Annotated in this window: 31 protein-coding genes; 15 read left to right on the forward strand and 16 right to left on the reverse strand. The window is 54.4% G+C overall.

Going from position 1 to position 18,720, the window contains the following annotated elements; genetic code table 11:
• The 13 genes from ACK5LI_RS08425 to ACK5LI_RS08485 form a co-directional block, all read right to left on the reverse strand.
• Nucleotides 1–1,006: hypothetical protein (locus ACK5LI_RS08425; RefSeq protein WP_416948173.1), on the reverse strand; the 1,006-nt coding region annotated here is incomplete at its 3' end.
• A 29-nt stretch (nt 1,007–1,035) separates the two neighbouring features.
• A complete protein-coding gene (locus tag ACK5LI_RS08430) occupies nt 1,036–1,209 on the reverse strand; it encodes a hypothetical protein (RefSeq protein WP_416948175.1) in 174 nt (57 codons plus the stop codon).
• On the reverse strand, nt 1,209–1,823 hold the full coding sequence (locus tag ACK5LI_RS08435) for a hypothetical protein (RefSeq protein WP_416948177.1): 615 nt from the start codon (nt 1,821–1,823) through the stop codon (nt 1,209–1,211). The genes ACK5LI_RS08430 and ACK5LI_RS08435 overlap by 1 nt, the downstream gene beginning before the upstream one ends.
• Nucleotides 1,804–2,022: a hypothetical protein gene (locus ACK5LI_RS08440; RefSeq protein WP_416948179.1), complete on the reverse strand. Its 219-nt coding sequence runs from the start codon at nt 2,020–2,022 to the stop codon at nt 1,804–1,806. Before ACK5LI_RS08440 ends, ACK5LI_RS08435 begins: the two co-directional genes overlap by 20 nt.
• A gap of 172 nt (nt 2,023–2,194) precedes the next feature.
• Nucleotides 2,195–2,494, reverse strand: coding sequence for a hypothetical protein (locus ACK5LI_RS08445; RefSeq protein ID WP_416948181.1), 300 nt, complete (start codon nt 2,492–2,494; stop codon nt 2,195–2,197).
• 9 nt (nt 2,495–2,503) lie between these two features.
• The gene (locus tag ACK5LI_RS08450) at nt 2,504–2,971 is read right to left on the reverse strand and encodes a single-stranded DNA-binding protein (RefSeq protein ID WP_416948183.1); all 468 of its coding nucleotides are present in this window, start codon (nt 2,969–2,971) and stop codon (nt 2,504–2,506) included.
• The gene (locus ACK5LI_RS08455; RefSeq protein ID WP_416948185.1) at nt 2,971–3,222 is read right to left on the reverse strand and encodes a hypothetical protein; all 252 of its coding nucleotides are present in this window, start codon (nt 3,220–3,222) and stop codon (nt 2,971–2,973) included. Before ACK5LI_RS08455 ends, ACK5LI_RS08450 begins: the two co-directional genes overlap by 1 nt.
• Nucleotides 3,223–3,280: 58 nt before the next feature.
• On the reverse strand, nt 3,281–3,946 hold the full coding sequence (locus ACK5LI_RS08460; RefSeq protein ID WP_416948187.1) for a DUF6475 domain-containing protein: 666 nt from the start codon (nt 3,944–3,946) through the stop codon (nt 3,281–3,283).
• Nucleotides 3,943–4,950: a hypothetical protein gene (locus tag ACK5LI_RS08465; RefSeq protein WP_416948189.1), complete on the reverse strand. Its 1,008-nt coding sequence runs from the start codon at nt 4,948–4,950 to the stop codon at nt 3,943–3,945. The genes ACK5LI_RS08460 and ACK5LI_RS08465 overlap by 4 nt, the downstream gene beginning before the upstream one ends.
• Nucleotides 4,950–5,141, reverse strand: coding sequence for a hypothetical protein (locus ACK5LI_RS08470; RefSeq protein WP_416948191.1), 192 nt, complete (start codon nt 5,139–5,141; stop codon nt 4,950–4,952). Before ACK5LI_RS08470 ends, ACK5LI_RS08465 begins: the two co-directional genes overlap by 1 nt.
• A gap of 64 nt (nt 5,142–5,205) precedes the next feature.
• Entirely contained in the window at nt 5,206–5,649 is a 444-nt protein-coding gene (locus tag ACK5LI_RS08475) for a phage regulatory CII family protein (protein ID WP_416948193.1), read from the reverse strand.
• A gap of 224 nt (nt 5,650–5,873) precedes the next feature.
• Entirely contained in the window at nt 5,874–6,248 is a 375-nt protein-coding gene (locus ACK5LI_RS08480) for a hypothetical protein (protein WP_416948195.1), read from the reverse strand.
• Between the two features lie 3 nt (nt 6,249–6,251).
• Nucleotides 6,252–6,491, reverse strand: a complete 240-nt coding sequence (locus tag ACK5LI_RS08485; protein ID WP_416948197.1) for a helix-turn-helix domain-containing protein — start codon at nt 6,489–6,491, stop codon at nt 6,252–6,254.
• Nucleotides 6,492–6,502: 11 nt separating this feature from the next.
• Here ACK5LI_RS08485 and ACK5LI_RS08490 point away from each other — a divergent pair, with 11 nt between their 5' ends.
• The 12 genes from ACK5LI_RS08490 (at nt 6,503) to ACK5LI_RS08545 (ending at nt 15,286) form a co-directional block, all read left to right on the forward strand.
• Nucleotides 6,503–7,213 carry an XRE family transcriptional regulator gene (locus ACK5LI_RS08490; RefSeq protein WP_416948199.1) on the forward strand — a complete coding sequence of 237 codons (711 nt, stop codon included), beginning with the start codon at nt 6,503–6,505 and terminating at the stop codon, nt 7,211–7,213.
• Between the two features lie 50 nt (nt 7,214–7,263).
• Nucleotides 7,264–7,794, forward strand: coding sequence for a hypothetical protein (locus ACK5LI_RS08495; RefSeq protein ID WP_416948201.1), 531 nt, complete (start codon nt 7,264–7,266; stop codon nt 7,792–7,794).
• A gap of 840 nt (nt 7,795–8,634) precedes the next feature.
• Nucleotides 8,635–8,919: a hypothetical protein gene (locus ACK5LI_RS08500; RefSeq protein WP_416948203.1), complete on the forward strand. Its 285-nt coding sequence runs from the start codon at nt 8,635–8,637 to the stop codon at nt 8,917–8,919.
• A gap of 538 nt (nt 8,920–9,457) precedes the next feature.
• Complete coding sequence (locus ACK5LI_RS08505) at nt 9,458–9,712, forward strand: hypothetical protein (RefSeq protein WP_416948205.1); 255 nt, start codon at nt 9,458–9,460, stop codon at nt 9,710–9,712.
• Between the two features lie 109 nt (nt 9,713–9,821).
• The gene (locus tag ACK5LI_RS08510; protein ID WP_416948207.1) at nt 9,822–10,724 is read left to right on the forward strand and encodes an ATP-binding protein; all 903 of its coding nucleotides are present in this window, start codon (nt 9,822–9,824) and stop codon (nt 10,722–10,724) included.
• Nucleotides 10,717–11,658, forward strand: coding sequence for a DUF1351 domain-containing protein (locus tag ACK5LI_RS08515; RefSeq protein ID WP_416948209.1), 942 nt, complete (start codon nt 10,717–10,719; stop codon nt 11,656–11,658). Before ACK5LI_RS08510 ends, ACK5LI_RS08515 begins: the two co-directional genes overlap by 8 nt.
• Before the next feature lie 59 nt (nt 11,659–11,717).
• Nucleotides 11,718–11,933 (forward strand): hypothetical protein, encoded by a 216-nt coding sequence (locus ACK5LI_RS08520; protein ID WP_416948211.1) that lies wholly within the window; start codon nt 11,718–11,720, stop codon nt 11,931–11,933.
• Nucleotides 11,934–12,214: 281 nt separating this feature from the next.
• A complete protein-coding gene (locus ACK5LI_RS08525) occupies nt 12,215–12,529 on the forward strand; it encodes a hypothetical protein (RefSeq protein ID WP_416948213.1) in 315 nt (104 codons plus the stop codon).
• 98 nt (nt 12,530–12,627) lie between these two features.
• Entirely contained in the window at nt 12,628–13,014 is a 387-nt protein-coding gene (locus tag ACK5LI_RS08530) for a hypothetical protein (RefSeq protein ID WP_416948215.1), read from the forward strand.
• Entirely contained in the window at nt 13,001–13,453 is a 453-nt protein-coding gene (locus ACK5LI_RS08535) for a hypothetical protein (RefSeq protein WP_416948217.1), read from the forward strand. The genes ACK5LI_RS08530 and ACK5LI_RS08535 overlap by 14 nt, the downstream gene beginning before the upstream one ends.
• Nucleotides 13,454–13,579: 126 nt before the next feature.
• Complete coding sequence (locus ACK5LI_RS08540) at nt 13,580–14,044, forward strand: hypothetical protein (RefSeq protein ID WP_416948219.1); 465 nt, start codon at nt 13,580–13,582, stop codon at nt 14,042–14,044.
• A gap of 198 nt (nt 14,045–14,242) precedes the next feature.
• Nucleotides 14,243–15,286, forward strand: a complete 1,044-nt coding sequence (locus ACK5LI_RS08545; protein ID WP_416948221.1) for a tyrosine-type recombinase/integrase — start codon at nt 14,243–14,245, stop codon at nt 15,284–15,286.
• Between the two features lie 772 nt (nt 15,287–16,058).
• On the opposite strand, the gene ACK5LI_RS08550 is transcribed toward ACK5LI_RS08545, so the two are convergent.
• Entirely contained in the window at nt 16,059–16,241 is a 183-nt protein-coding gene (locus ACK5LI_RS08550) for a hypothetical protein (RefSeq protein WP_416948223.1), read from the reverse strand.
• 91 nt (nt 16,242–16,332) lie between these two features.
• On the opposite strand from ACK5LI_RS08550, the gene ACK5LI_RS08555 reads away from it, so the two are divergent.
• Nucleotides 16,333–16,665, forward strand: coding sequence for a hypothetical protein (locus tag ACK5LI_RS08555; protein WP_416948226.1), 333 nt, complete (start codon nt 16,333–16,335; stop codon nt 16,663–16,665).
• A 2-nt stretch (nt 16,666–16,667) separates the two neighbouring features.
• Entirely contained in the window at nt 16,668–17,000 is a 333-nt protein-coding gene (locus ACK5LI_RS08560) for a DUF2590 family protein (RefSeq protein WP_416948229.1), read from the forward strand.
• A gap of 3 nt (nt 17,001–17,003) precedes the next feature.
• Here the strand turns inward: ACK5LI_RS08560 and ACK5LI_RS08565 are convergent, their stop codons facing one another.
• Nucleotides 17,004–17,315: a BrnA antitoxin family protein gene (locus tag ACK5LI_RS08565; RefSeq protein ID WP_416948231.1), complete on the reverse strand. Its 312-nt coding sequence runs from the start codon at nt 17,313–17,315 to the stop codon at nt 17,004–17,006.
• Nucleotides 17,296–17,571, reverse strand: coding sequence for a BrnT family toxin (locus tag ACK5LI_RS08570; protein ID WP_416948233.1), 276 nt, complete (start codon nt 17,569–17,571; stop codon nt 17,296–17,298). The genes ACK5LI_RS08565 and ACK5LI_RS08570 overlap by 20 nt, the downstream gene beginning before the upstream one ends.
• 82 nt (nt 17,572–17,653) lie before the next feature.
• Here ACK5LI_RS08570 and ACK5LI_RS08575 point away from each other — a divergent pair.
• Nucleotides 17,654–18,720, forward strand: a 1,067-nt coding sequence (locus ACK5LI_RS08575; protein ID WP_416948235.1) for a baseplate J/gp47 family protein, incomplete at its 3' end; no start/stop codon positions are given.

Here is an 18,720-nt window from a genome sequence, read left to right on the forward strand (position 1 = left end):
GAGTAAAAACGCCATGAATCGGGCAGTAAACCACAATTCGCGCGCTGCTTCCGTTGCGCACAATGCACCATATCTGCGCCAGAGAGTGGACATACGTCATGGTGCAGGCGTCGGCGTTCGGTGCAATCTGAGCCAGTAGCTTGTTAATCTTGATGCCCACAATGGTATCAACTGCGATGTCGCCATACTGACCGTTGGGCGCCGGAGCTACGGCCTTAAAGCCGTTCGTGTCCATCATGTACGCCGCGCTGCCCACGCCTACAATTGCGCCCTGACAGCTTGCAGCGTTCTCGCGGCTGATACTTACCCCGCTCCACTGCTCAGGCACTCCGGCAGTGCTGATGCCAAAAAGCGACCGGCCTAGCAGATTACCCGCGCTATCACGCCGCACCTTGCTGACAACCAGTGTGTCATACAGCACGGCAAATCCGGTAATGTCGTAGCCGTCACCGAAGCCCGCCGGAACCACCAGCGCACCGGATGCGGTATCCCAGATGTTGTAGTCCTTCGGCCCGCTGAAAAAGACTTGATCCGCTTCACTCTTCGACGCGCACACCACCCGACCGCTGATTTCAGCCAGTGACGTGGGTTGTGCCGGGCTTCCGGCAATAGTGTTAACAGATGTGCCGTCATATACGCTAAGGCCGATTGCGCCGCTATCGGCTATCAGGCACGCCCCGTTGAACGTCAGGAACGAAGGCGGCTCACTGTCTGCGAGGGTCGTCACCTCAGCCCACGTTGTGCCTGTGCGCTCCCACACCTTGCCGCCGCTGGACACCAGCAGCCGCATGGTGCCGTTGACGTCCACATATGGATGCATGGCCGTAATGGGAGCAGCAAGCGCCGCTACATCCTCACGCGCCAAGCCCTGACGTGTGCACATGCCGCGCTCCGGCTCGTGCCACCAGTTAAAAGCACGCGACAACGAACTGTCCGGAATGGCGTTAGCCGGTGCCGACAGGTCAAGACCGCCGGACGGCACAACCATGCGTGTATCAAGGCTCATGTGTTTACTGCTGCGCCTCGCCATTACCCCTAGGCCGTGCCATACCCACCCCCCGAAAAAACATAGCTCGGCACGGGCATCAGGCGCCCCCACTGTATGCGCGGATCGTCCGCCTCACCGCGTGGCGGCAACTGCCACCCCGGCGGAGTCAGTCCGGCAAGGTGCCCGCAATGCAGGTCGCTGAGTATGACTATGCGCTTCATTAAAACCACACCCGAAACGGCGTAACGCCCAACTGCCAGCCGCGTAAAGAGGCGTACTCACGCGCTATCTCTTGCTCATAGTCCGTCGTTATGTGGTTCTTTTGCCGCTCCAATATGAACTTGAGAAGATTTAGCCCGTCTTTTCCTTCTTTCAACGGAATCATTTCTCCCGGCCTCAAAGGACATACGCCGGATCCTTCGCATGGCTGCGTACAGACTTCACTCGCACCGTGCGGGCACGATATGGCACATGCGGCTGCGGCAATTTCGCGGTCTTCTTCTTCGCTTCCGCTACCGGGCACGCTCTTGCCCGCCTCGATATTCTCAAGGCGTATCACTGTGGCGGCAAGATAGTTAATCGCGCCCAAAAGCTCGGCGCGGGCAGCATTGATACCGCGCAGCTTGTACAGCCTGCCAGACTCAACGGTCTTTTTGATTACCTGATACGCCAACGCGCCTACTGGATGGTCGCCCACAAGCCGCGTAATCTGCATGATAGGCTGGTCTTCAAATCTGTTGTTGTCGGCGTGACGCTCTTTACCCTTGCCGTCACTTGCCTGATTACAGGCATCCTCAAGCACCTTGCGCAGCGCGCTATACCTGTCTTCCGTCATACGCCCCTCCGGAACCCCATTTCTTTTCCCAGTCGTTAGTAACCTTCTCGTAGCGCTTTTGAAAAAGTGCTCTGTATGCATCGCCCCTCATGCGCTGAAGCAACCGCACGAGGTATCGTAGCGCCACCCTGCGCTGCTTCGGGCTGTCCACGCTATCCAGCACTCTCACCGCTCGCTGATAAAGCGCCGCATCCGTCATACGCCCCTCCGTCTCGCATGTTCCTTGCGCGCCTGCTCCGGGAACGGGCACGACTCCAGTTTGTGCAGTGGCACACGTTTTCCGCGTTCGCCCCACATTATGCCGCCTATACAGTCCTTTGCCCCGCTACAGCACTGCCCCTTGAAGTGTGGGCTGTCGCATGGCTTGATTGTCACTGTGTCACCTCCGTAATCACGTTCAACGCCTGTTCCACATTTTCCACCACATGCACAGGCGCACGGTTGCGCACCTCAAGCAGCCACCGTGCTTGGTCGAGCGTCAGCTTGCGCTTGCTTTGCGCCTTGTCACCGTCCTTAACTTCCATCACAAACCAGCGTCCCGACTTACCTACAAGCAAATCAGGGACGCCTTGCCCTGCCGGGGCCATAGACTGCACAAAGCAGCCTACAGCCCTCAGCGCCTCCACAATCTGAGGCTGGTTGTCGTCTATCTTGGCGGCTCTACGTCTCATCGCGCGCCCCTAAAACGGCACATCGTCCATGCCGCTTTGCTCGCTCGGAAGCGCAGGGCCAAGATCATCATCTGTGTAGCGGCTCTGGCTCTGCTGTCCATTGTTGCGGCCCTGTTTCTGCCCCTGCCCAGATGCTCCGGCACTGTCACTCTTCCGGTCGAGGAACTGCACACGCTGCCCCTTAATCTCGGTCGCGTAACGGTTCTGGCCGTCTTTATCCTGCCACTGGCGGGTTGTGATGCTGCCCTCCACATACACCATGCTGCCTTTGCTCAGGTAGTTGGCGCAGTTTTCGGCCTGACGCTGGAACACAACCACGGTGTGCCATTCGGTAGTTTCCTGACGGTTGCCTTCGCGATCGGTATACGTTTCGCTTGTGGCAATACGCAGACGCGCCACAGGAGTGCCGGATTGCGTGTATTTAAGCTCAGGGTCAGCGCCCAGCCTGCCTATGATCATCACTTTATTCAGACTCATCACATCCTCACTTGGTTGTTGGTGGCAAGAATGCGCCGCAGTATCCAGCGCACCACAGGTACAGCCATACTGTTATCCCGCCATTCGTCACCATTTATGGCTGTCATGTCACCAAGGTTAGGCACGTCGGGCCAGTGATGCGCCAGCACAGCAGACGGGAACGCCTCAATCTCAGACATAAATACGGTGTCCCACCCAAGCGGCGCTGCTGCCACCTCGGGCGCACCGATGCCGGAGCAAACTGTTGCCATTCTCACGCCGCACCCCCCACTGCCGCCTCCAGCTTCCGGATCTGCATATCCAGCATGACTACATCGCCTCTCTGCTGCCGCACGGGATTGCACGCATTAACTCGCCGCCGATATGACGCGGCCCGTCTTCCGCTGTGGTTATCATCGAGCGCTCTGCAGGCGTCTGCGCAACGGCAAGAGCCTGCTGCGGGTCCCCCACAAGGGCCAGAGCTTCCATATGGGCCAACCCGCGAGCGCCGTTCTGTATCTCTGCAAGTCCAGCAAGGCGCCCGTGCTGCTTCACGCCCTGCCGCTTATAGCTGGCGTAGGTTCGTATAAAGTCTTTACGAAACCAGTTGAGCTGACTGTCCGTCATTTCCTCGCACAGCTTCACCCAACCACCGTGGCCCTGCTCAATCACGGCCTGCGTTACAGGGTCGTCAAAGGCGACAGAGCTCCAAGCCCCAACGCTGCGAATCGCTTCCAGCACCTTTCCGGCCTCACGCTCGGCAACGTCTTCCACAGGTCCGCCGCTCAGGTGCTCGATGAAGTCGGCGACGGTCGGCATGCTTGTGTACTTGCGATTTGCAAGCAGGCTCATTGCAGCCCGCTGCACGTCTTCGATGGGGTACTGCCTGAGCGCCTCAAATCGCATTCTCAGACCAGCCTTTGTAAAGCTCTGCCCGAAGTTTTCGGCAAGCCCGGTCATGACGCTAGCAAACGTCCCTTTGTCCTGCTCGTTCATTGCCAGCCCCCAAATTCGGCAGATTCGTGCACAAAGGCTTCAGCGGCAGCGATATTGCCCGCAAGCCTCTGCTCTGCTTTGCTCATGGGCACAATCGCAGCAGGTTCTTCGCCGTCCTCCCACCTCCGCTCTGTCAGCCAGCCTTGTGCCCACTTGGGCGTTCTGCCAGCAACCATAAGCCGTTGGCGGTGCTGCGCCTCCCTCTTCGCAGCGGTAACAATCTGCTCCACAAGGGAGTCTGTAAACTCTGGAATATCAAGCCAAGCATCAGCGGCAGCAGCTTTGCCCTTAGGCAGTGAAAATGCCTGCCAGAAGCGATTGAACGCCTCTAACCGCTTGCCCGTCAGCTTGCGCTTGCGCTTGGTGATATATGCTTCCCGTGAGGGTTGTGCTGGCTCAGGCATAGGCAGCGCAGTAGATTCGACAACAGGCTCAAGCACAACGGCGGCAGGGACAGGATGCACATGCGGCGCAGTGGCGTCAGCCGATGCGCAATTAGTATTTAACTCCTGTTCCTGCTTCTGTTCCTGTTCCTGTTCCTGATTAGCGAACCCCTTCGCAAAGGCTTCCTGAAAGGCTTCCACAAAGGCTTCCCGAAAGGTCTTTGACAGCCCGTCAATAGCGGCTTTCGCGCTGCTCAGTATCTCGTGTTTCAGGTCACTTTCTGGCAAGTCGTCGTATCCCCCAATCCAAGAGCGGATTACGTTGGGGCTTTCCGGCATGTTGTATTTGAGGAAGTTCGGAAACCATATCAGCAGGCTTCCATCGTGCCTTACGATGCCTTGCAACAAGGCTTCCTGAAAGGCTTTCCGAAAGGCTTCCATGTCCATGCCAAGCTCAAAGGCAAGGCCGGGAATATTTCCGCGCAAAGCTCCGAGTTGCGTCAATGTCGGGTGAGTCAGCAAAAAGAAAACAACAAGTTTTGCCTCGTTGCTCAGTTCGCGGAACTTCGCATCATTCCAGATGCAGGTGCTGATCTTGCGATATCTCTTCTGCCTGCTCACTACTGCCACCTCCCGCACTCAAGTTGTGCAAGCTGCATCTCTGCAGCACGCCGCACCCACTTAGCGCCCTCGCGCTCTGCAATCTGCGGCCCCACTGTCTGCGGGATGGCTGCCAGCACCCGCTCTGACTCTAAAAGTTCCTGCTCAAGTAGGAACTTCTGGCTGTTGACTTCTGCTACTGTTTTGTGCATAATTGAGTCCTTATCTCGCTTCCGATGGTCGGAAGGTTTGGCCCTTGTTCCAGCAAGGGCTTTTTTATTTCTCACCAGCCATAAACGGCGCCAACTGGTCGTGGATAGACACGGCCAGCTCAAACAGTGCCAACCTCTCGGCCTTATCCAACTTGCCGTCCTCCAGAAAATCCTTCAGCCCGTCAGCCAGCCTGCCCACTCCCGTCACCACGCTTGCCAGCTGCTCATACGCGCCGCTCTCCGCCACAGGCTCACCGCACACAGGGTGCGGGTCATGACCCAGCCCGCCGCAGATCAGCCGCAGCGCGTCGTGACTGCCGGTCAACTGCATAATCTTCACAGCGTCTTCCAGCCCAAGCTTTGCACGGTCGCCGCCAAACGGGTTCAGCTCGTTGTACAGTGTGCCCGGCGCCTTGTTCAGGTCGGCGGCCAGCTGCTTCATGCCGTACTGCTGCGCGGCGGCCTGCAATGCCTCCAGCACCTTGTCATGTGTGAATGTAACCGCCATTTTCATGTATCCTTTTGTATAAACTCGTTTATCATTTTCAGCATGGATTTATCGTTACCGACCATCCATGCCCACCTTTCCGTCCGCCGGTGTCACAACGGGTACTCCGTCGCGGTTGTGCGCCTCACGTTCCCCGACCGCATAGAATGGTTTACCTCCCGTCTGTCGTCCCATGCCCTCACGTCAGCAGAAGCCGATGCCGCTGTCAGCGCGGCAGCAGCCCGTTACGTGCAGGGCCGTTGCCGCGTTGTCCGGCAGGGGGTGTTGGGGTGAGGCGCTTCCGCTACCTCATGTTGCGCTGTGACTTCTTCGGTAAAAGGCTCAAGGCCAAGCTCTCTCAAAATCTGCTTGTGCATTTCCAGAGGGCACGGCAGGTCCCGAAGAGCCGCAAAAAGTTCAGGGCTTATGTGTTTGAACTCAACTATTTCCACCTTGCCCGTGTGGTGTGTTTCATGAACGCAGACATAACAGCCATCATCAAGCTTGATGTGAAACTTGCCGCCCCATCCATCCGCAACGGTTTTCAGAATGCGTGCGTTCTTTACGTACTCCTCAGGAAGAGTGCTCGTATCCGGCTCAGGAAGTATGGTGTAGCTCATATTCTACTCTCCATCCCGCGCTGTGCGGGGGGTTGGGGTGGTGGGGTGAGGTTTGGAAATCGCTGGGCTGCCGTCTTCGCGGTACTCTCCGGGATACATCCAGAACAAACGGTGAACGCCTGTGGCCTCTTCTAGCCGCGCTGCCGCTTTAGGAGAAGCGCGCCGTACACCTCTAAGTATCGAAGAAATAAAAGACTGCGCTAAACCAGTTTTCTTTGCGATTTCAATCTGCGTCATTCTCATGAGGACACTATATGACGGATAGAGATATTTTACAAGAAGATCATCGCTCTTCGCGCGTGGATAATCTCTCTACATTGGATAATGTGGATGGGATGAAAGAGATAAAGATAACATCTGAGGCTCTCAGGCACTGGATGAAGGCGAAAAACCTGTCTCAGGTTGAGCTGGAAAGGCTGTCTGGAGTGAGCCAAAATTATATTTCCCAAATCCTCAGCGGGAAAAGGCTGCCCGCGCTCAATAAGATTCAAGACATATGCAAGGGTATCGGCATCACGTTGGCTGAATTTTTTGCTCAGGAAGAAAAAACGCCCGTTGATTTTTCCATAGTGCCAAAAGTAAAGGCCAGGCCGAGGGCCGGAAACGGAGGACTTGAAACTGACGGCGACTATGAAGGGCTGTACAGCTTTCATACAGCGTTCTTGCTGCGCCGTGGCAACCCTTCTGAAATGCGCCTCTTTACCGTTGCAGGCGACTCTATGGAACCGACCTTTGCGGAGGGCGACATGATTCTTGTGGATATGTCTCAGCGCGACGTAACAACAGGTAAAGTTTATCTCGTCCGCATCAGTGACGAACTAATGGTAAAGCGCGCGGAGAACCGCCCGGACGGCCTTTTGCTCAAAAGCGACAATCCGGACTACGAGCCTATCCACGTTCCAAAAAATGAAACCGTCGACGCAGCGATACACGGGCGAATAGTCTGGTCGTGTCGCGAGCACTAACTATACGCCGCACAAAATCGTGCGGCGCAACCCAGCACGGGAGGTGTCACATGTCGCCAGATTCAAGCATTTGGGAAGCAGTTGGAGCATTAGCAAACGCCGCAGCGGCTATTTTTATAGCCCCTGCGGCGCATTCTATTGTTAATGGTTACCGCCCCGTTGTGGAAAGCGTGGAGCACGGCGTAAGCGTTACGTTGTTTAACCCCAATAGCCATCCGGTAATAATTTTCGGGGCCATTGCCACAACTGGTCTGCGGGTTGGGTCTCTTGGCAATGGCGCTGATGAAATTGACGTTTGTGGCGACTTGGGCAGCTATTGGGAGTACAGGCGCCTTCGTGTCATTAACCCTCTTGAGAGTGAAACAATTCGCGTGCACGCCATAAAAGACCAAAAATGCGCTATGTCGGTGCGCGCCAATGTCGCAGTCTGGAGAATAAAACCGATAACAAAGACCAACTTTTGCATTGTTTTTTATCAGCAAGAGAAGTGGTGGCGCAGCTTGGTTCGCTTACTTTCTCGCAGAATGCGCCTGCATCTTCGAAAGGCTTACGCCGAATCAGCGCAAGATCAGGGACAGTAAAAAGCCCTACGTCAAAGCATGGCCTCCACGGGGCGTCTTTATCCATCCCGAACACGTGATACCCAACAAATTCTTCAAATGGCATCTCCGGCTGATGCCCAAGTCTGCATAAAGTCATATATACTAGAGTGTTATAGCGCGTAAATGCCACCCTCCGTTGTGGACTGTCGAGTAACTCCCTGTCAGAGACGTTAACTAACGGGCTACAATCAAACTCCATAACCTTCATTTCTGGTCTAAACATATTTTTTCTCGCTCCCTCTTGCCGCTCTTTCAGCAGCTTTTTTCTGCATTATATATATCACTATGCGAGATTTCAACTTGACGGTATCTCGCATTGTGATATTCTTATCCCACGAACGGCGCGAAAGACCGAACGGCGCGGCGCAGCCCGCTACAGGTCGGAACCGCCGGGAGTTACCGCCAACAAGTACCGAGCACGGCAAGCCGCAAGCCCTAGGGAGCGGGAAGGCAAGCGACGGCAGGGAAAGGCGGGGAGTGACAAAACAAGACCCGCAGGGTGGTCGGGACGATCAAAGCCGTTGGCGAGTCGGTAGGCGTCCAAAAAAAAACAAGAAGGTTTCGTGCCCTGCTCCAAGCTGGCGTCTAAGCACGACCGGATTCTATCCGGCATCCCTCTGCCTTGCACCTTCGCAGCTTCCCGCTTTTCGCGTGGAGCACCTGCAAAGGGTGTGGGGCATCATCGGGGCTGGTTGTCAATGAGCCGTTTCCTGCTCTTTAAATTGCATAAGCTTTTTTCATCTGTCAATGTGAAAAGTTTATGCAATAGTAATATGCATAAATTTTATGCTAAAAGGAGGGTAAAAAGGAGTGCTAGAAATGTTTTCAAATATTGACATGGAGGCGGTTGACAACGCCCTCCGAGAGTCACTAATTGCAAGAAAAGACGAACTAAAGCTTTCTGACGAAAAGCTAGGAAAGGCTGCCTTTGGATACCTCAAAGCGCCACGTGGAAAAGTGCAGTCACTATTTGTTGGTCAAGGCGCACCGGGCAAGCGTAAGCCACAAACTATCAACATATGGGAATTGGTAAACCTGTGTGAAGCAATGGGGCTGTCATGGACAGAAGAAATTCGCAAAGCCATGCGAGCTGTCACAAAATAGCTGCATAAACCTTTCCCATTTTCCATATTGACACTGCATAATCTTTATGCAAGCCTTAACTCGCCAACGGGATACTTCCCGAAGGTGAGTTTTTTTATGCTCACGACAACATCCCGCTATGCGGAGTGGCAGCAAAAGTAGGGCTGTCACTTGTTGCTATCCTCACACATGGCAATGGCGGCTGCGGATCAGCACCGGACAACCCACAAGCAGTCCAAAAGGGGACAGCTAAAGGTGAAACAAGGGATTGTCCGGATACCGCAGGGCGGGAGCAGTAAACAACTAAGGGAGGCACCCCCCATGTGGATAGTCACAGCAGAAATAGACGGCAAGAGCGCCGATGTATTCGCAGACAATGACGAAACCCGCGCCATTACGTTCGCTTGGGGTCTGCTCAAGGACGGATGCAGCGTGAAGCTTCGGAGGGAACCATGTTGCGCAAATTGAAAGACGATCTAGCGCTGTGGCTGTGCGGGGTGCTTGGAACAGGTGCGCTGGCGTTGGTGCTCGGACTCATTGCCTATCTTGAGGAGTTGTTATGAGCGAATACGCGGCAATCATTTTCGACGACGACGAACGCACACCCTCAAGTGTCTGGTACGGCACGAAAGAGGACGCGCTCGGATGGGCAGATGAGGCATGTGCCAAAGGTAAAAACGCTTTTGTTGCTCTGATTGTGGGCAAAAAAGACGCCGGAATTTCGCAGCAAGAAAAAGAGGCGCAAGACTACTACTGGCAATGCCAGAACGCAACGACTGCTTACGACAGCTTATTAACCACAGAGAGGCACTAGCCATGCCGACAGAATTTTACCCCTGCGACGACTATGAGGAGTGGGTCAGCCACGAAGCGTGGCAACAAGCCCTTGAACATAATGATATAACTGAATTTTAGGAGGCAACATGTTTAAGCGGGCGGAACGGAAAAAAGCAAAGCTGCGGCTGGCGCTGTGCGCGCCCAGCGGGGCGGGAAAAACATACTCCGCTCTGCTCATTGCTCAGGGACTCGGCGGCTCCATCGCCATGATCGATACAGAACGCGGCAGCGGAGAGCTGTACTCGCACCTGTGCGCATACGACGCCTGCCAGGTTGAACCGCCGTACACGCCGCAAAAATATATCGAGGCGATCCGGTTTGCAGAGCGTGCAGGCTACACCACCATCATCATAGACAGCCTGACCCACGCATGGGCCGGTCAAGGCGGACTGCTGGAAGAAGTGGACAAGCGCAAGGGGCGCGGCAACGACTTCACGGCATGGCGCGACATCACCCCGCAGCACAACGCGCTTGTTGACGCCATGCTGCAAAGCTCCTGCCACATCATCGGCACCATGCGCACCAAAACAGCCTACGACATGGTCAAAGACGACCGCACCGGCAAGGTAAAACCCGTCAAGGTCGGACTCGCCCCCGTCCAGCGCGACGGGCTTGAATACGAATTTACTGTCGTCATGGACATAGACACAGAGCGCCACATGGCAACAGCCAGCAAGGACCGCACCAGCCTGTTTGACGGCAAAGTTTTTGTCCCCACGGTGGACACAGGCCGCGCCCTGCTCGAATGGCTGGAAGGCGGCAAGCCCGCGCCGGAACAGAAACAGGTGGACATGCACGAGGTGGAGACGGCTTTTTTCAGCGCAACCACAGAATCCGACCTCAAGCAGGCGGCAACCACTCTCGGTGTGGGTAAAGGGCACCCCCAGCGCGCAGCGGTAGAGGCCGCTTACAGACAACGCCTTGCAGAAATCCAAGGCGCACAACAGGCGGCTACCAGCGGCGCCGCACAGGAGCAACCACATGCTTAACGAGCAACTGAAAATCAACGAATCCCTGCCGCAGATCAGCTTCGACTACGAAGGGCTGAAGGCATGGGCAATCAGCATCACAGAACAGTTTAGCGGCCTTGTAGTAACGGAGGACGACATTGCCGCTATCAAGTCAGAAATGGCCGGACTGAACAAGGCAAAAGACATGGTTGAAACGGCGCGCAAAGAAGCCGTCAAGCGCGTGTCGGCGCCCATTAAAGAGTTCGAAGCCCAGGTCAAAGATGTTGTTACCATCATCACAGAGGCCCGCGCCGCACTCGCCGAACAGGTCAAGCGGTTCGAAGACCAGCAGCGCGAAGACAGGCGCGTCGCCGTCCAATTCCAGATTGACGCTATCAAAGTCGAACACGGCGTTAATATTGACATTCCTGTTCAAGATGCATGGCTCAATAAAACGAAGAAGCTCAGCGATGTAAAGTCTGCAGTTGAAGCAATCATCCTGCAGCACCTCAAGGCGGAGCGTGAACGTGAAGAACTGCTTCGCGCCAGACAGGAACGTGCCTTTGCTGTCGAACAGCGCGTGCTGAGTAAAAACGAAAGCTGCGGTCTCAGCGTGTCTATTTCAGCCTTTCAGAGACTCACGGACAGCGACACCCCGCTGGAGGAGGTCTACCGGCAGATTGACCACTATTTTTACGAAGCGCATCAGCACGCCGAGGCCGAAAAACTCCGCGCAGCAGAACGCCAGCGCAGGGCAGAAGAGGCGGCGGCAGCACGTCAGCAGGCCGCACAGCAGCAAACCTCGGCACAACGGCAAGCGCCTGTACAGCAGTCCAGACGAGAACTGCGCACCCTGTCAATCATGATGGAATACGACGCCGTAAACGAGGGAGCAGTCAGCGCAAGCCTTGATGCCCTGCTCTCTCTGGCAACCCGTAAAAAAGTAACCCGCAACCAGCAACAGGCAGCTTAACAGCCATGACTACCACCCTCACCATACAAGAGCTGCGCGAAGTCGTGGAGGCGGCGCCAGTGCAACCAAAAGTTCCTAACCGTGAAGGAATATCTGCTGGCGACCGCTACCACATAAGGGCCAAGGCCAGCGGAGAGATGCAGTACGAAACGGTGTTGGTGGTACGCGCCCCTTACCTCGCCCCGTTCGGTCAGGGCCGCAAAGCTTGGTATGTCGATGTGTCCAGCTGGAACTACAGAGGGCCGGTGTTGGTAACAAAACTACTGTGCCTGTAACCCCCATCACCAGCCGCGACCGGAGGTGATCCAAAACATAGTCGCGGTTGGCAACGGAGCAGTTACGCAATTGGCTGCTTCGCGTGGGAATCTGGATAGCGACCGGCTCCGTGTCGGGTGCGGCGATCTTAGTCTAGCCGCACCAGCGCACAACGGGCCACGTAACGCGCACGGCGCCTCCTTGCCTCATCGGTGCAGAGGTCGAAGCGCGCAAAGCACCAACGGACGTGAGGGTGGGGTTGCAGCCCCGCCCCATGTCGGAAACTGGAGGGAGAAAGCAGATGAAAGAAACACAACTCCGTTTTTTAAACATGACCAGAGAATATTATCATGCTGAGTTCATGAAGGCCGAAGACGTGCGCGCGCAAAGGCAAGAGGCCATGTTTGCTGAAAATTTTAGTCTTGCTATGGAGGCCTTTCCCGAAGGTTCGCAAGCGCGATGCGTAAAGGGCGGCGCAAACAGCATTGTCGAGGTGAAATACCTCGTAGGCTCGTGGTGGACTGACATGCGCGCGCGTGTGCGCAACCCCAAGACCGGCAAGGAATATATGGTAGCGCTGCATTACCTCAGACTGCCGGAAGACGGAGAGGAGTAAAGGATGTCTTGAAGACGCTGCCCAGCGGCAATGTCTCTATCGAGGCCCGCGCGGTGCCCGCGTAGCAAAACCGCGCAAAACAAGCAGGAGGAAGACAGATGAGCATTTCGTGCGGCTGCTACTACGACGGCGATAAATACGACGAGTACTATTATGTGCCTAATGATTTCACAACACTTGAAACTAAGCGGCGCAAGCGTTGCATCAGTTGCAACAGGCTAATGCAAAATGGCGATACATGCGTCAAGTTTCACCGCGCACGGGCTGCACGCTGCGAGTACGAAGAAAACAGGTTCGGAGAAAAGGTAAGGCTTGCGCCCGTATATATGTGCGAAGAGTGCGGAGAAATTTTTCTCAACCTGTCGGCGTACGGTTACTGCATAGTGCTGGGCGACGACATGCGCGAGGACCTGCGGGATCATTGGGAAGCGACGGGGTTTACGCCAGAAAAAGCCACACAGGAGCAGCACAATGCCCAACGATGAGCTTAGCGCAAAGGTTGCAGTGCTGCGGGGCGAACTCGCATGGCGAAGACATCTTAGAACTGGCCTGCTCGTTCTCCGTCCCTCTGGCGAAGTGTCAAAGGCATGGATTGAGCCAGAAGGCGGTGAAAAAATATCTGCCGGTGCCTACGACAAGGTAAAGCAATATGCCGAAGACATGAACGCGGCCCTTGAACTTATACGCGAAATGCAAGCCGCTGGGCTGCGTGTTGATGTTATCTTTGCCGCAGAAAATAACGAACCCTACGAAGACAGGTGGGTGTTTGTGGAAATTTGGACTGTAGCACGCCAAAATCTCTCCGGAATTATGGTGACTACAAATGAGGAGCTACTCATAGAACACAGTGAATGTTCTTGGTTCCATCCAGCAACAGTGATTAGCAAAGCCTACATCGAGTGGAAGACAGGGTGTGTATCATGAAAGCAACGCTCATCATCGCCATAGCCCTTTGCGTAACCTCTCTTTTCAAAGGCAGGGGCACAGCAGGCCGCCCCGCTGCCCCGGTTAAGCGTGCCCTGCACGCAGGCAGGCAAAGGAAACGCTAAGATGATTTATCCGGTTATCAGTATTAAGCAGCCGTGGGCATGGCTCATCCTGCAAGGGCACTTTCCGCAGGCCAGAAAGGATTATGAAAACCGCAACTGGCCCTTGCCGGAAAAGTTCACCGGCAGGCCGATACTTATCCACGCCAGCGCCAGCCCTGCCGCCAAAGCAAGCGCGATAAGCGAACAGCTTCGCATCAGGGGCTTTGATTACACGCCGCCTGTAGGATTCTCGCGGGAAGGCATAGCGCTAACGGGGCACATCATCGGGGCGGTTGTATTCTCCGGCTGCATACAGGCAAACAACACCCCACCCTCTGTATGGTGTGATCCAGATGCAAAGTGGTGGTGGAAAATTGAGAAAGCAGTACCCGTCCAGCCGGAACCGGCAAAGGGCTGGATGAAATTCTGGAAGTTTAACTACCCGCACAGTGAAAAAATAAACGCACTCAGGACAAGGTCAGCATGACAAGTAACAACACCGAACAAGCTATTCCAGCAACACCGCTGGACTACAGGCAGCTTGCAAAACTGCTCGGCCTAGCTCCGGACACCCTGCGCAAACACTGGCAGGATTACCCGCATTTCTTCCTCACAAAAGGACGAGACTTGCGCTCTGCCCGCTTCTTGGCTAGTGACGTCATAAATTACCTACGGGACCGTGACTATGACAGGAACAGGGCGAGAATACACACTAGCCAACGGCGAGAAACGCTACTGGCGGCAAGTAAAATACAAGGGCAAAACCCGCAAACAACGCGGCTTCAAAACACTAAAGGAGGCCGAAAAGTGGGCGCGGCAGACGCTCAACGAACTGGAAGCGGAGCAAAGCACGGCACATATTTTGATGTATTCGCAGGCGTGCAATGAGTACATTGCAGATTGCCAAGCAAGGTTACAGCCCAACACAATCCAAGAGAAAAAAAATCACCTCATGTCCTTTGCCGCGTTTGTGGCAAAGGACTTTCCTATTGCGCAACTAGCCACCCAAACAGCCCAAGAATACCTTGCCTTCACCCAAACTGAAAAAGGCAACGTAAGCGCCAACCGCCACCAAAGAACACTAAAAGCTCTTTGGAACTGGCATATCAGACGCGGCAACTTCCTTGGCAATCCTTGGGCACAGACCGTGCCATACCCGGAAGATTCAGAAACCCGCTACATCCCTCCAGCAGAAGACGTTATTGCCGTCCTGAAAGCAGCAGAGGATTGGGAGTACGACTTTTTACAAGTCATATTGAAAACTGGTGCCCGTGCCGGTGAAGTCAGAAATTTACAATGGACTGATGTGGATCTGCGCCGCGCTACACTCACGCTTTGGACTCGTAAGCGAAAAGGCGGAGCAAAAGAGCCACGCGCAATCAATATGTCCGCCCAACTCCTGCAAATCATCACCCGCCGCTATGAAGCTAAAGGGGATAACGAATATGTCTTTACCAACCCATTAAGCGGCAAGCCTTTCACCAGACAATCACGCCCGATGAAATACCTTATGGAAAGGCTCTGTCCTTTGGCTGGAGTAAAGCCTTTTACATTGCACGCGCTACGCCACTTTGTTGCCCTCACATTGCGGGATAGCGGTAAAGCCACTCCTTTTGACCTTCAACGAGTTCTAGGGCACCAGCGCCTGCAAACTACGGAAACCTATCTACGCTCACTCTCGCCAGACCTTGAGGGCGTTGTCTCCATACTGGATGACCTTGGCACCTAAAATGGCACCCAAAATGGCACCCGCAGCACTCAGAAAAGCCATTTTTAGCGCGTTACAGAACACATAACTATCTGAAATTACGCACACCAAGAACATAAAAAAGCACAAAAACCGCCTGCTAAGCGAGTATACGCCTTAAAAGCGTATCGAGGGTTCAAATCCCTCCCTCATCGCCATATTTTAAGGGGTTAGATGTAAATCTAACCCCTTTCTTTTTTCCCTTTTTGGCACTTCAAAACTTCTGTGAAGTGATTTTTGAAGTGATTTTTTCCGATTCCCTCTCCCGCTTCTATTCTTTGCAACAAACTGCACCTTCCGCCTGCAAAACATAACACACTTCAATAGTTGTATTTTTATACAGACTTCCGACCAAACTCTATAGACAGTTTTTGAAACGCTTTACTCACTCCACACATAAAAAAAACACACGGAAACCACGCCCCATCTACGCCTCTCCCCACAGACGGACAGGTAGATCCCCGTAGGTTCTTTGCAATTTTTTGCAAAAGCTTGCACAGAGTGCAAAAGCCCTTACCTCGCTGTACCCCTTGTCCTGCTTTATCTCCGGCCCTCTTTACGCACACTCAAATATTGCACAAAAATGACCCAAAAAGCGGCAAGGCGGGGGAAGGATAGTTCGCATTTTCCCGACGGCGGCATTTTTTTCACTTCCGCAATGGAGTCATAATTTTTTTGTAGGCCCCTTCAAACCTCGATTCTTTTTATCCGAGCATTAGACGCAAAAAAGCCCGCGTTGGCGGGCTTCAAGAAGTCATCCATTACTTTTAAGTTCATCAACTGTAAATCCATTTTGTCGAAGTACTTCAACGTGTTCGACAGGCAGATCCTTCTCTTTATTTACTTTCGTAAAGTGCTGTTTGTTATCCACGATGTACGCGACAGGTTCATCATCAGGTGAACGAACAATAACCCTTACCCATTGTTCTTCAGGCATGCTCCCTCCTTAGAAACGCATTATTTTTCTAACGTTAAGGCTACCCCGCTATTCCATCAAGCTTTTCTCTTCGTCCATCAACCTGACCAGCATGGCTATGCACTGCCCCGCTCTGGTCGGGTTTTGGGATGGCTCCGCCGTTGTGGGTGTGGTCTGCCAGTACATGCAGGGCGTCGCGTACTTCGGCCCATACGTCCAGCATCAGGTGGAGCAGGCTTCCCGCAGGGTAAAGGACACATCCCACGCACGCGGGCCGTCGCTTTCGTTTACGGTAAAGCGGTCTGTAAACTGCACCTGCCGCACGCCCATGGCGTTTACCCGTAACAGCAGCAACAGCCGCAGTATAGGGCAGGTAAACATTACCACCAGTAAAGAGCTGGACGCCCAGACAATGAACGACATGGTGTTTATGGCGGCGGGGTAACTATGGGCAAGTATGTAGATATTTTAATAAGTGACGATGACATAGCGCTGGATGCCGGAGGCCTGCCCGTGCCCGTGGCGGACAGGGATTCCATAGCGCAGGACATCGTGCACATGATACGCGAAACCGGTCTGCTGGTGGAACTGGTGGGCAACCGCGATGTCCGCACCAAGGTCCGCAACCTGCTGCTGTTAACGCTGGAAGTGGACAAAGACGAGCGCATTATACCGGGCAGTACAGAAGTGGAAGAAGTAGGCCTAGGGCAATTTAACCTGAAGGCGGAAACACGCGAGTTCGGCAGCATAGCGCTGCAGCTGGAGGCAGACCGTGGCTAAGTGCTATTGCGGACGCGAGTCTTTGTATGCCTTGAGCACGGCATTGATGGTGGTCTGGTATCCTTTACCCTGCTTTCTGAACCATTCCAGCACATCGGCATCAAGGCGCAGCGTTACCTGTTTTTTGTTTTGCTGCTCTATACGCTTTATCTGTGCCCAGAAGGCATCATCCAGAACGGGGTTGTCGGCATCGCTTTGCGCATTGGCGGTAAGTTCTTCATCAGTAAACGCCTTTGCCCGCTTATTATCGGTAAGGGGCTGCATGGCGCGTATTTCTTCTATGGAATATCCGGACTTATTCTTTGTGGTAGCCATACTTCCTCCTTTCTCTGGCATTGGCTCTGCGCGCAGAGATGATGCGAAACACGCCGTCACCGCGCATGGTAAAGGCGACAACAAGCACCATACCGTCTTGTTCTCCCACAGCCTGACACCGTATTTCGCCGTAGTCTTTGCGTTCGTCCCGTACAAGGTATGGGGTGCACGCCAGCATTTGCGCCGCCTGAATAAAGTCTATGTCGTGCTTGGCAACGTTTGCACGGCGTTTGTTTTCGTCCCATTCGAATCGCATGGTAAAAATGTAACTACAATTTGTAATTCGGTCAAGGCGGGGCATGCAGACACAGGCAATAGATCAAAACAGGAGGGCGGCAATGGCTGATACAGATAACAGCAGGTTGTTTACCCGTATGCTGGATGATGCGGGCTTTCCTGTAACGGCAGAAGCCATGCAGGCCCGCTGGGATGCGTTGAATGCGGAGCAAGGCACGCAGATTACCAACAGCAGCAAGTGGAGCCCCTTCTGGCGGCTTATATCCGCCATTGTTACTGAGCCTATGAAAGCGCTGGTTTCTGCCCTGGTCACAACCATTCTGCCGCAGACCTTTTTGCAAACGTCCAGCGGGCAATGGCTGGATATATACGCATGGGGTGTGGATCTGACCCGCAAGGCAGCGGTTAAGGCGCAGGGTGTTGTTACCCTGACCCGCGTAAACAGCGCGGGCGAGCTGCTTATACCTGCGGGAACGATTATAGAAAGCCCTGCCATTAACGGCCATGTGTACCGCGTGGCGGTAACGGAAAACTTCACCATACCCGACCTGCAGCTTACGGCATCCATACCCGTGCAGGCGGTGAACACAGGCACGGCGTACAACCTTGGCCCCAACTACTATTCCATCATGCCGCAGCCTGTTTCCGGCGTGGCATCTGTGGTGAACGGCCCCGACTGGCTGCATGTGCCCGGTGCGGATGAAGAAACGGACGAAGAACTGCGCCTGCGCTGTCGCAACCAGTTTAGCGCTGTTGGCCAGTACCACCATGACGCGGCCTATACGGCGGATATTGCCAGCTTTGCGGGCATACGCACGGATTATGTTGTGTTCCAGCACGAGGCACCGCGCGGCCCCGGCAGCGCCAATGCTTTTATCATGATTGATTCCGGCCCTGCACCGCAGGAGTTTGTAGATACCATAAACGCCCATGTGCGCGATGCCGGAAACCACGGCCACGGCGACGATATGCTGTGTTTTCCCATGCCTGCGCTGCCGGTACATCTGACTGCCACGGTGCACCCCGTGCCCAACCTGCAGGACGATAAAAAAACAGCGCTGCTGCAGGCCGTGGACGGGCGCATACGGGCGGCCTTTCGCGAAAATTCCGACTATTCCATGACACGTACATGGCCGCACAGCCGTTTTTCGCTTTCCGTACTGGCGGA

This window comes from Oleidesulfovibrio sp. (assembly GCF_047973035.1).
GTDB lineage: Bacteria > Desulfobacterota > Desulfovibrionia > Desulfovibrionales > Desulfovibrionaceae > Oleidesulfovibrio.

Coding starts and splice junctions, on each gene's coding strand:
- ACK5LI_RS08435 (WP_416948177.1), bottom strand. CDS start 1,823: ATGACGGAAGACAGGTATAGCGCGCTGCGCAAGGTGCTTGAGGATGCC.
- ACK5LI_RS08455 (WP_416948185.1), bottom strand. CDS start 3,222: ATGGCAACAGTTTGCTCCGGCATCGGTGCGCCCGAGGTGGCAGCAGCG.
- ACK5LI_RS08490 (WP_416948199.1), top strand. CDS start 6,503: ATGACGGATAGAGATATTTTACAAGAAGATCATCGCTCTTCGCGCGTG.
- ACK5LI_RS08470 (WP_416948191.1), bottom strand. CDS start 5,141: ATGCACAAAACAGTAGCAGAAGTCAACAGCCAGAAGTTCCTACTTGAG.
- ACK5LI_RS08475 (WP_416948193.1), bottom strand. CDS start 5,649: ATGGCGGTTACATTCACACATGACAAGGTGCTGGAGGCATTGCAGGCC.
- ACK5LI_RS08440 (WP_416948179.1), bottom strand. CDS start 2,022: ATGACGGATGCGGCGCTTTATCAGCGAGCGGTGAGAGTGCTGGATAGC.
- ACK5LI_RS08485 (WP_416948197.1), bottom strand. CDS start 6,491: ATGAGAATGACGCAGATTGAAATCGCAAAGAAAACTGGTTTAGCGCAG.
- ACK5LI_RS08565 (WP_416948231.1), bottom strand. CDS start 17,315: ATGGCTACCACAAAGAATAAGTCCGGATATTCCATAGAAGAAATACGC.
- ACK5LI_RS08560 (WP_416948229.1), top strand. CDS start 16,668: ATGGGCAAGTATGTAGATATTTTAATAAGTGACGATGACATAGCGCTG.
- ACK5LI_RS08460 (WP_416948187.1), bottom strand. CDS start 3,946: ATGAACGAGCAGGACAAAGGGACGTTTGCTAGCGTCATGACCGGGCTT.
- ACK5LI_RS08500 (WP_416948203.1), top strand. CDS start 8,635: ATGTTTTCAAATATTGACATGGAGGCGGTTGACAACGCCCTCCGAGAG.
- ACK5LI_RS08495 (WP_416948201.1), top strand. CDS start 7,264: ATGTCGCCAGATTCAAGCATTTGGGAAGCAGTTGGAGCATTAGCAAAC.
- ACK5LI_RS08550 (WP_416948223.1), bottom strand. CDS start 16,241: ATGCCTGAAGAACAATGGGTAAGGGTTATTGTTCGTTCACCTGATGAT.
- ACK5LI_RS08505 (WP_416948205.1), top strand. CDS start 9,458: ATGAGCGAATACGCGGCAATCATTTTCGACGACGACGAACGCACACCC.
- ACK5LI_RS08535 (WP_416948217.1), top strand. CDS start 13,001: ATGCCCAACGATGAGCTTAGCGCAAAGGTTGCAGTGCTGCGGGGCGAA.
- ACK5LI_RS08480 (WP_416948195.1), bottom strand. CDS start 6,248: ATGAGCTACACCATACTTCCTGAGCCGGATACGAGCACTCTTCCTGAG.
- ACK5LI_RS08445 (WP_416948181.1), bottom strand. CDS start 2,494: ATGAGACGTAGAGCCGCCAAGATAGACGACAACCAGCCTCAGATTGTG.
- ACK5LI_RS08515 (WP_416948209.1), top strand. CDS start 10,717: ATGCTTAACGAGCAACTGAAAATCAACGAATCCCTGCCGCAGATCAGC.
- ACK5LI_RS08555 (WP_416948226.1), top strand. CDS start 16,333: ATGGCTATGCACTGCCCCGCTCTGGTCGGGTTTTGGGATGGCTCCGCC.
- ACK5LI_RS08545 (WP_416948221.1), top strand. CDS start 14,243: ATGACAGGAACAGGGCGAGAATACACACTAGCCAACGGCGAGAAACGC.
- ACK5LI_RS08530 (WP_416948215.1), top strand. CDS start 12,628: ATGAGCATTTCGTGCGGCTGCTACTACGACGGCGATAAATACGACGAG.
- ACK5LI_RS08525 (WP_416948213.1), top strand. CDS start 12,215: ATGAAAGAAACACAACTCCGTTTTTTAAACATGACCAGAGAATATTAT.
- ACK5LI_RS08450 (WP_416948183.1), bottom strand. CDS start 2,971: ATGAGTCTGAATAAAGTGATGATCATAGGCAGGCTGGGCGCTGACCCT.
- ACK5LI_RS08430 (WP_416948175.1), bottom strand. CDS start 1,209: ATGAAGCGCATAGTCATACTCAGCGACCTGCATTGCGGGCACCTTGCC.
- ACK5LI_RS08570 (WP_416948233.1), bottom strand. CDS start 17,571: ATGCGATTCGAATGGGACGAAAACAAACGCCGTGCAAACGTTGCCAAG.
- ACK5LI_RS08540 (WP_416948219.1), top strand. CDS start 13,580: ATGATTTATCCGGTTATCAGTATTAAGCAGCCGTGGGCATGGCTCATC.
- ACK5LI_RS08510 (WP_416948207.1), top strand. CDS start 9,822: ATGTTTAAGCGGGCGGAACGGAAAAAAGCAAAGCTGCGGCTGGCGCTG.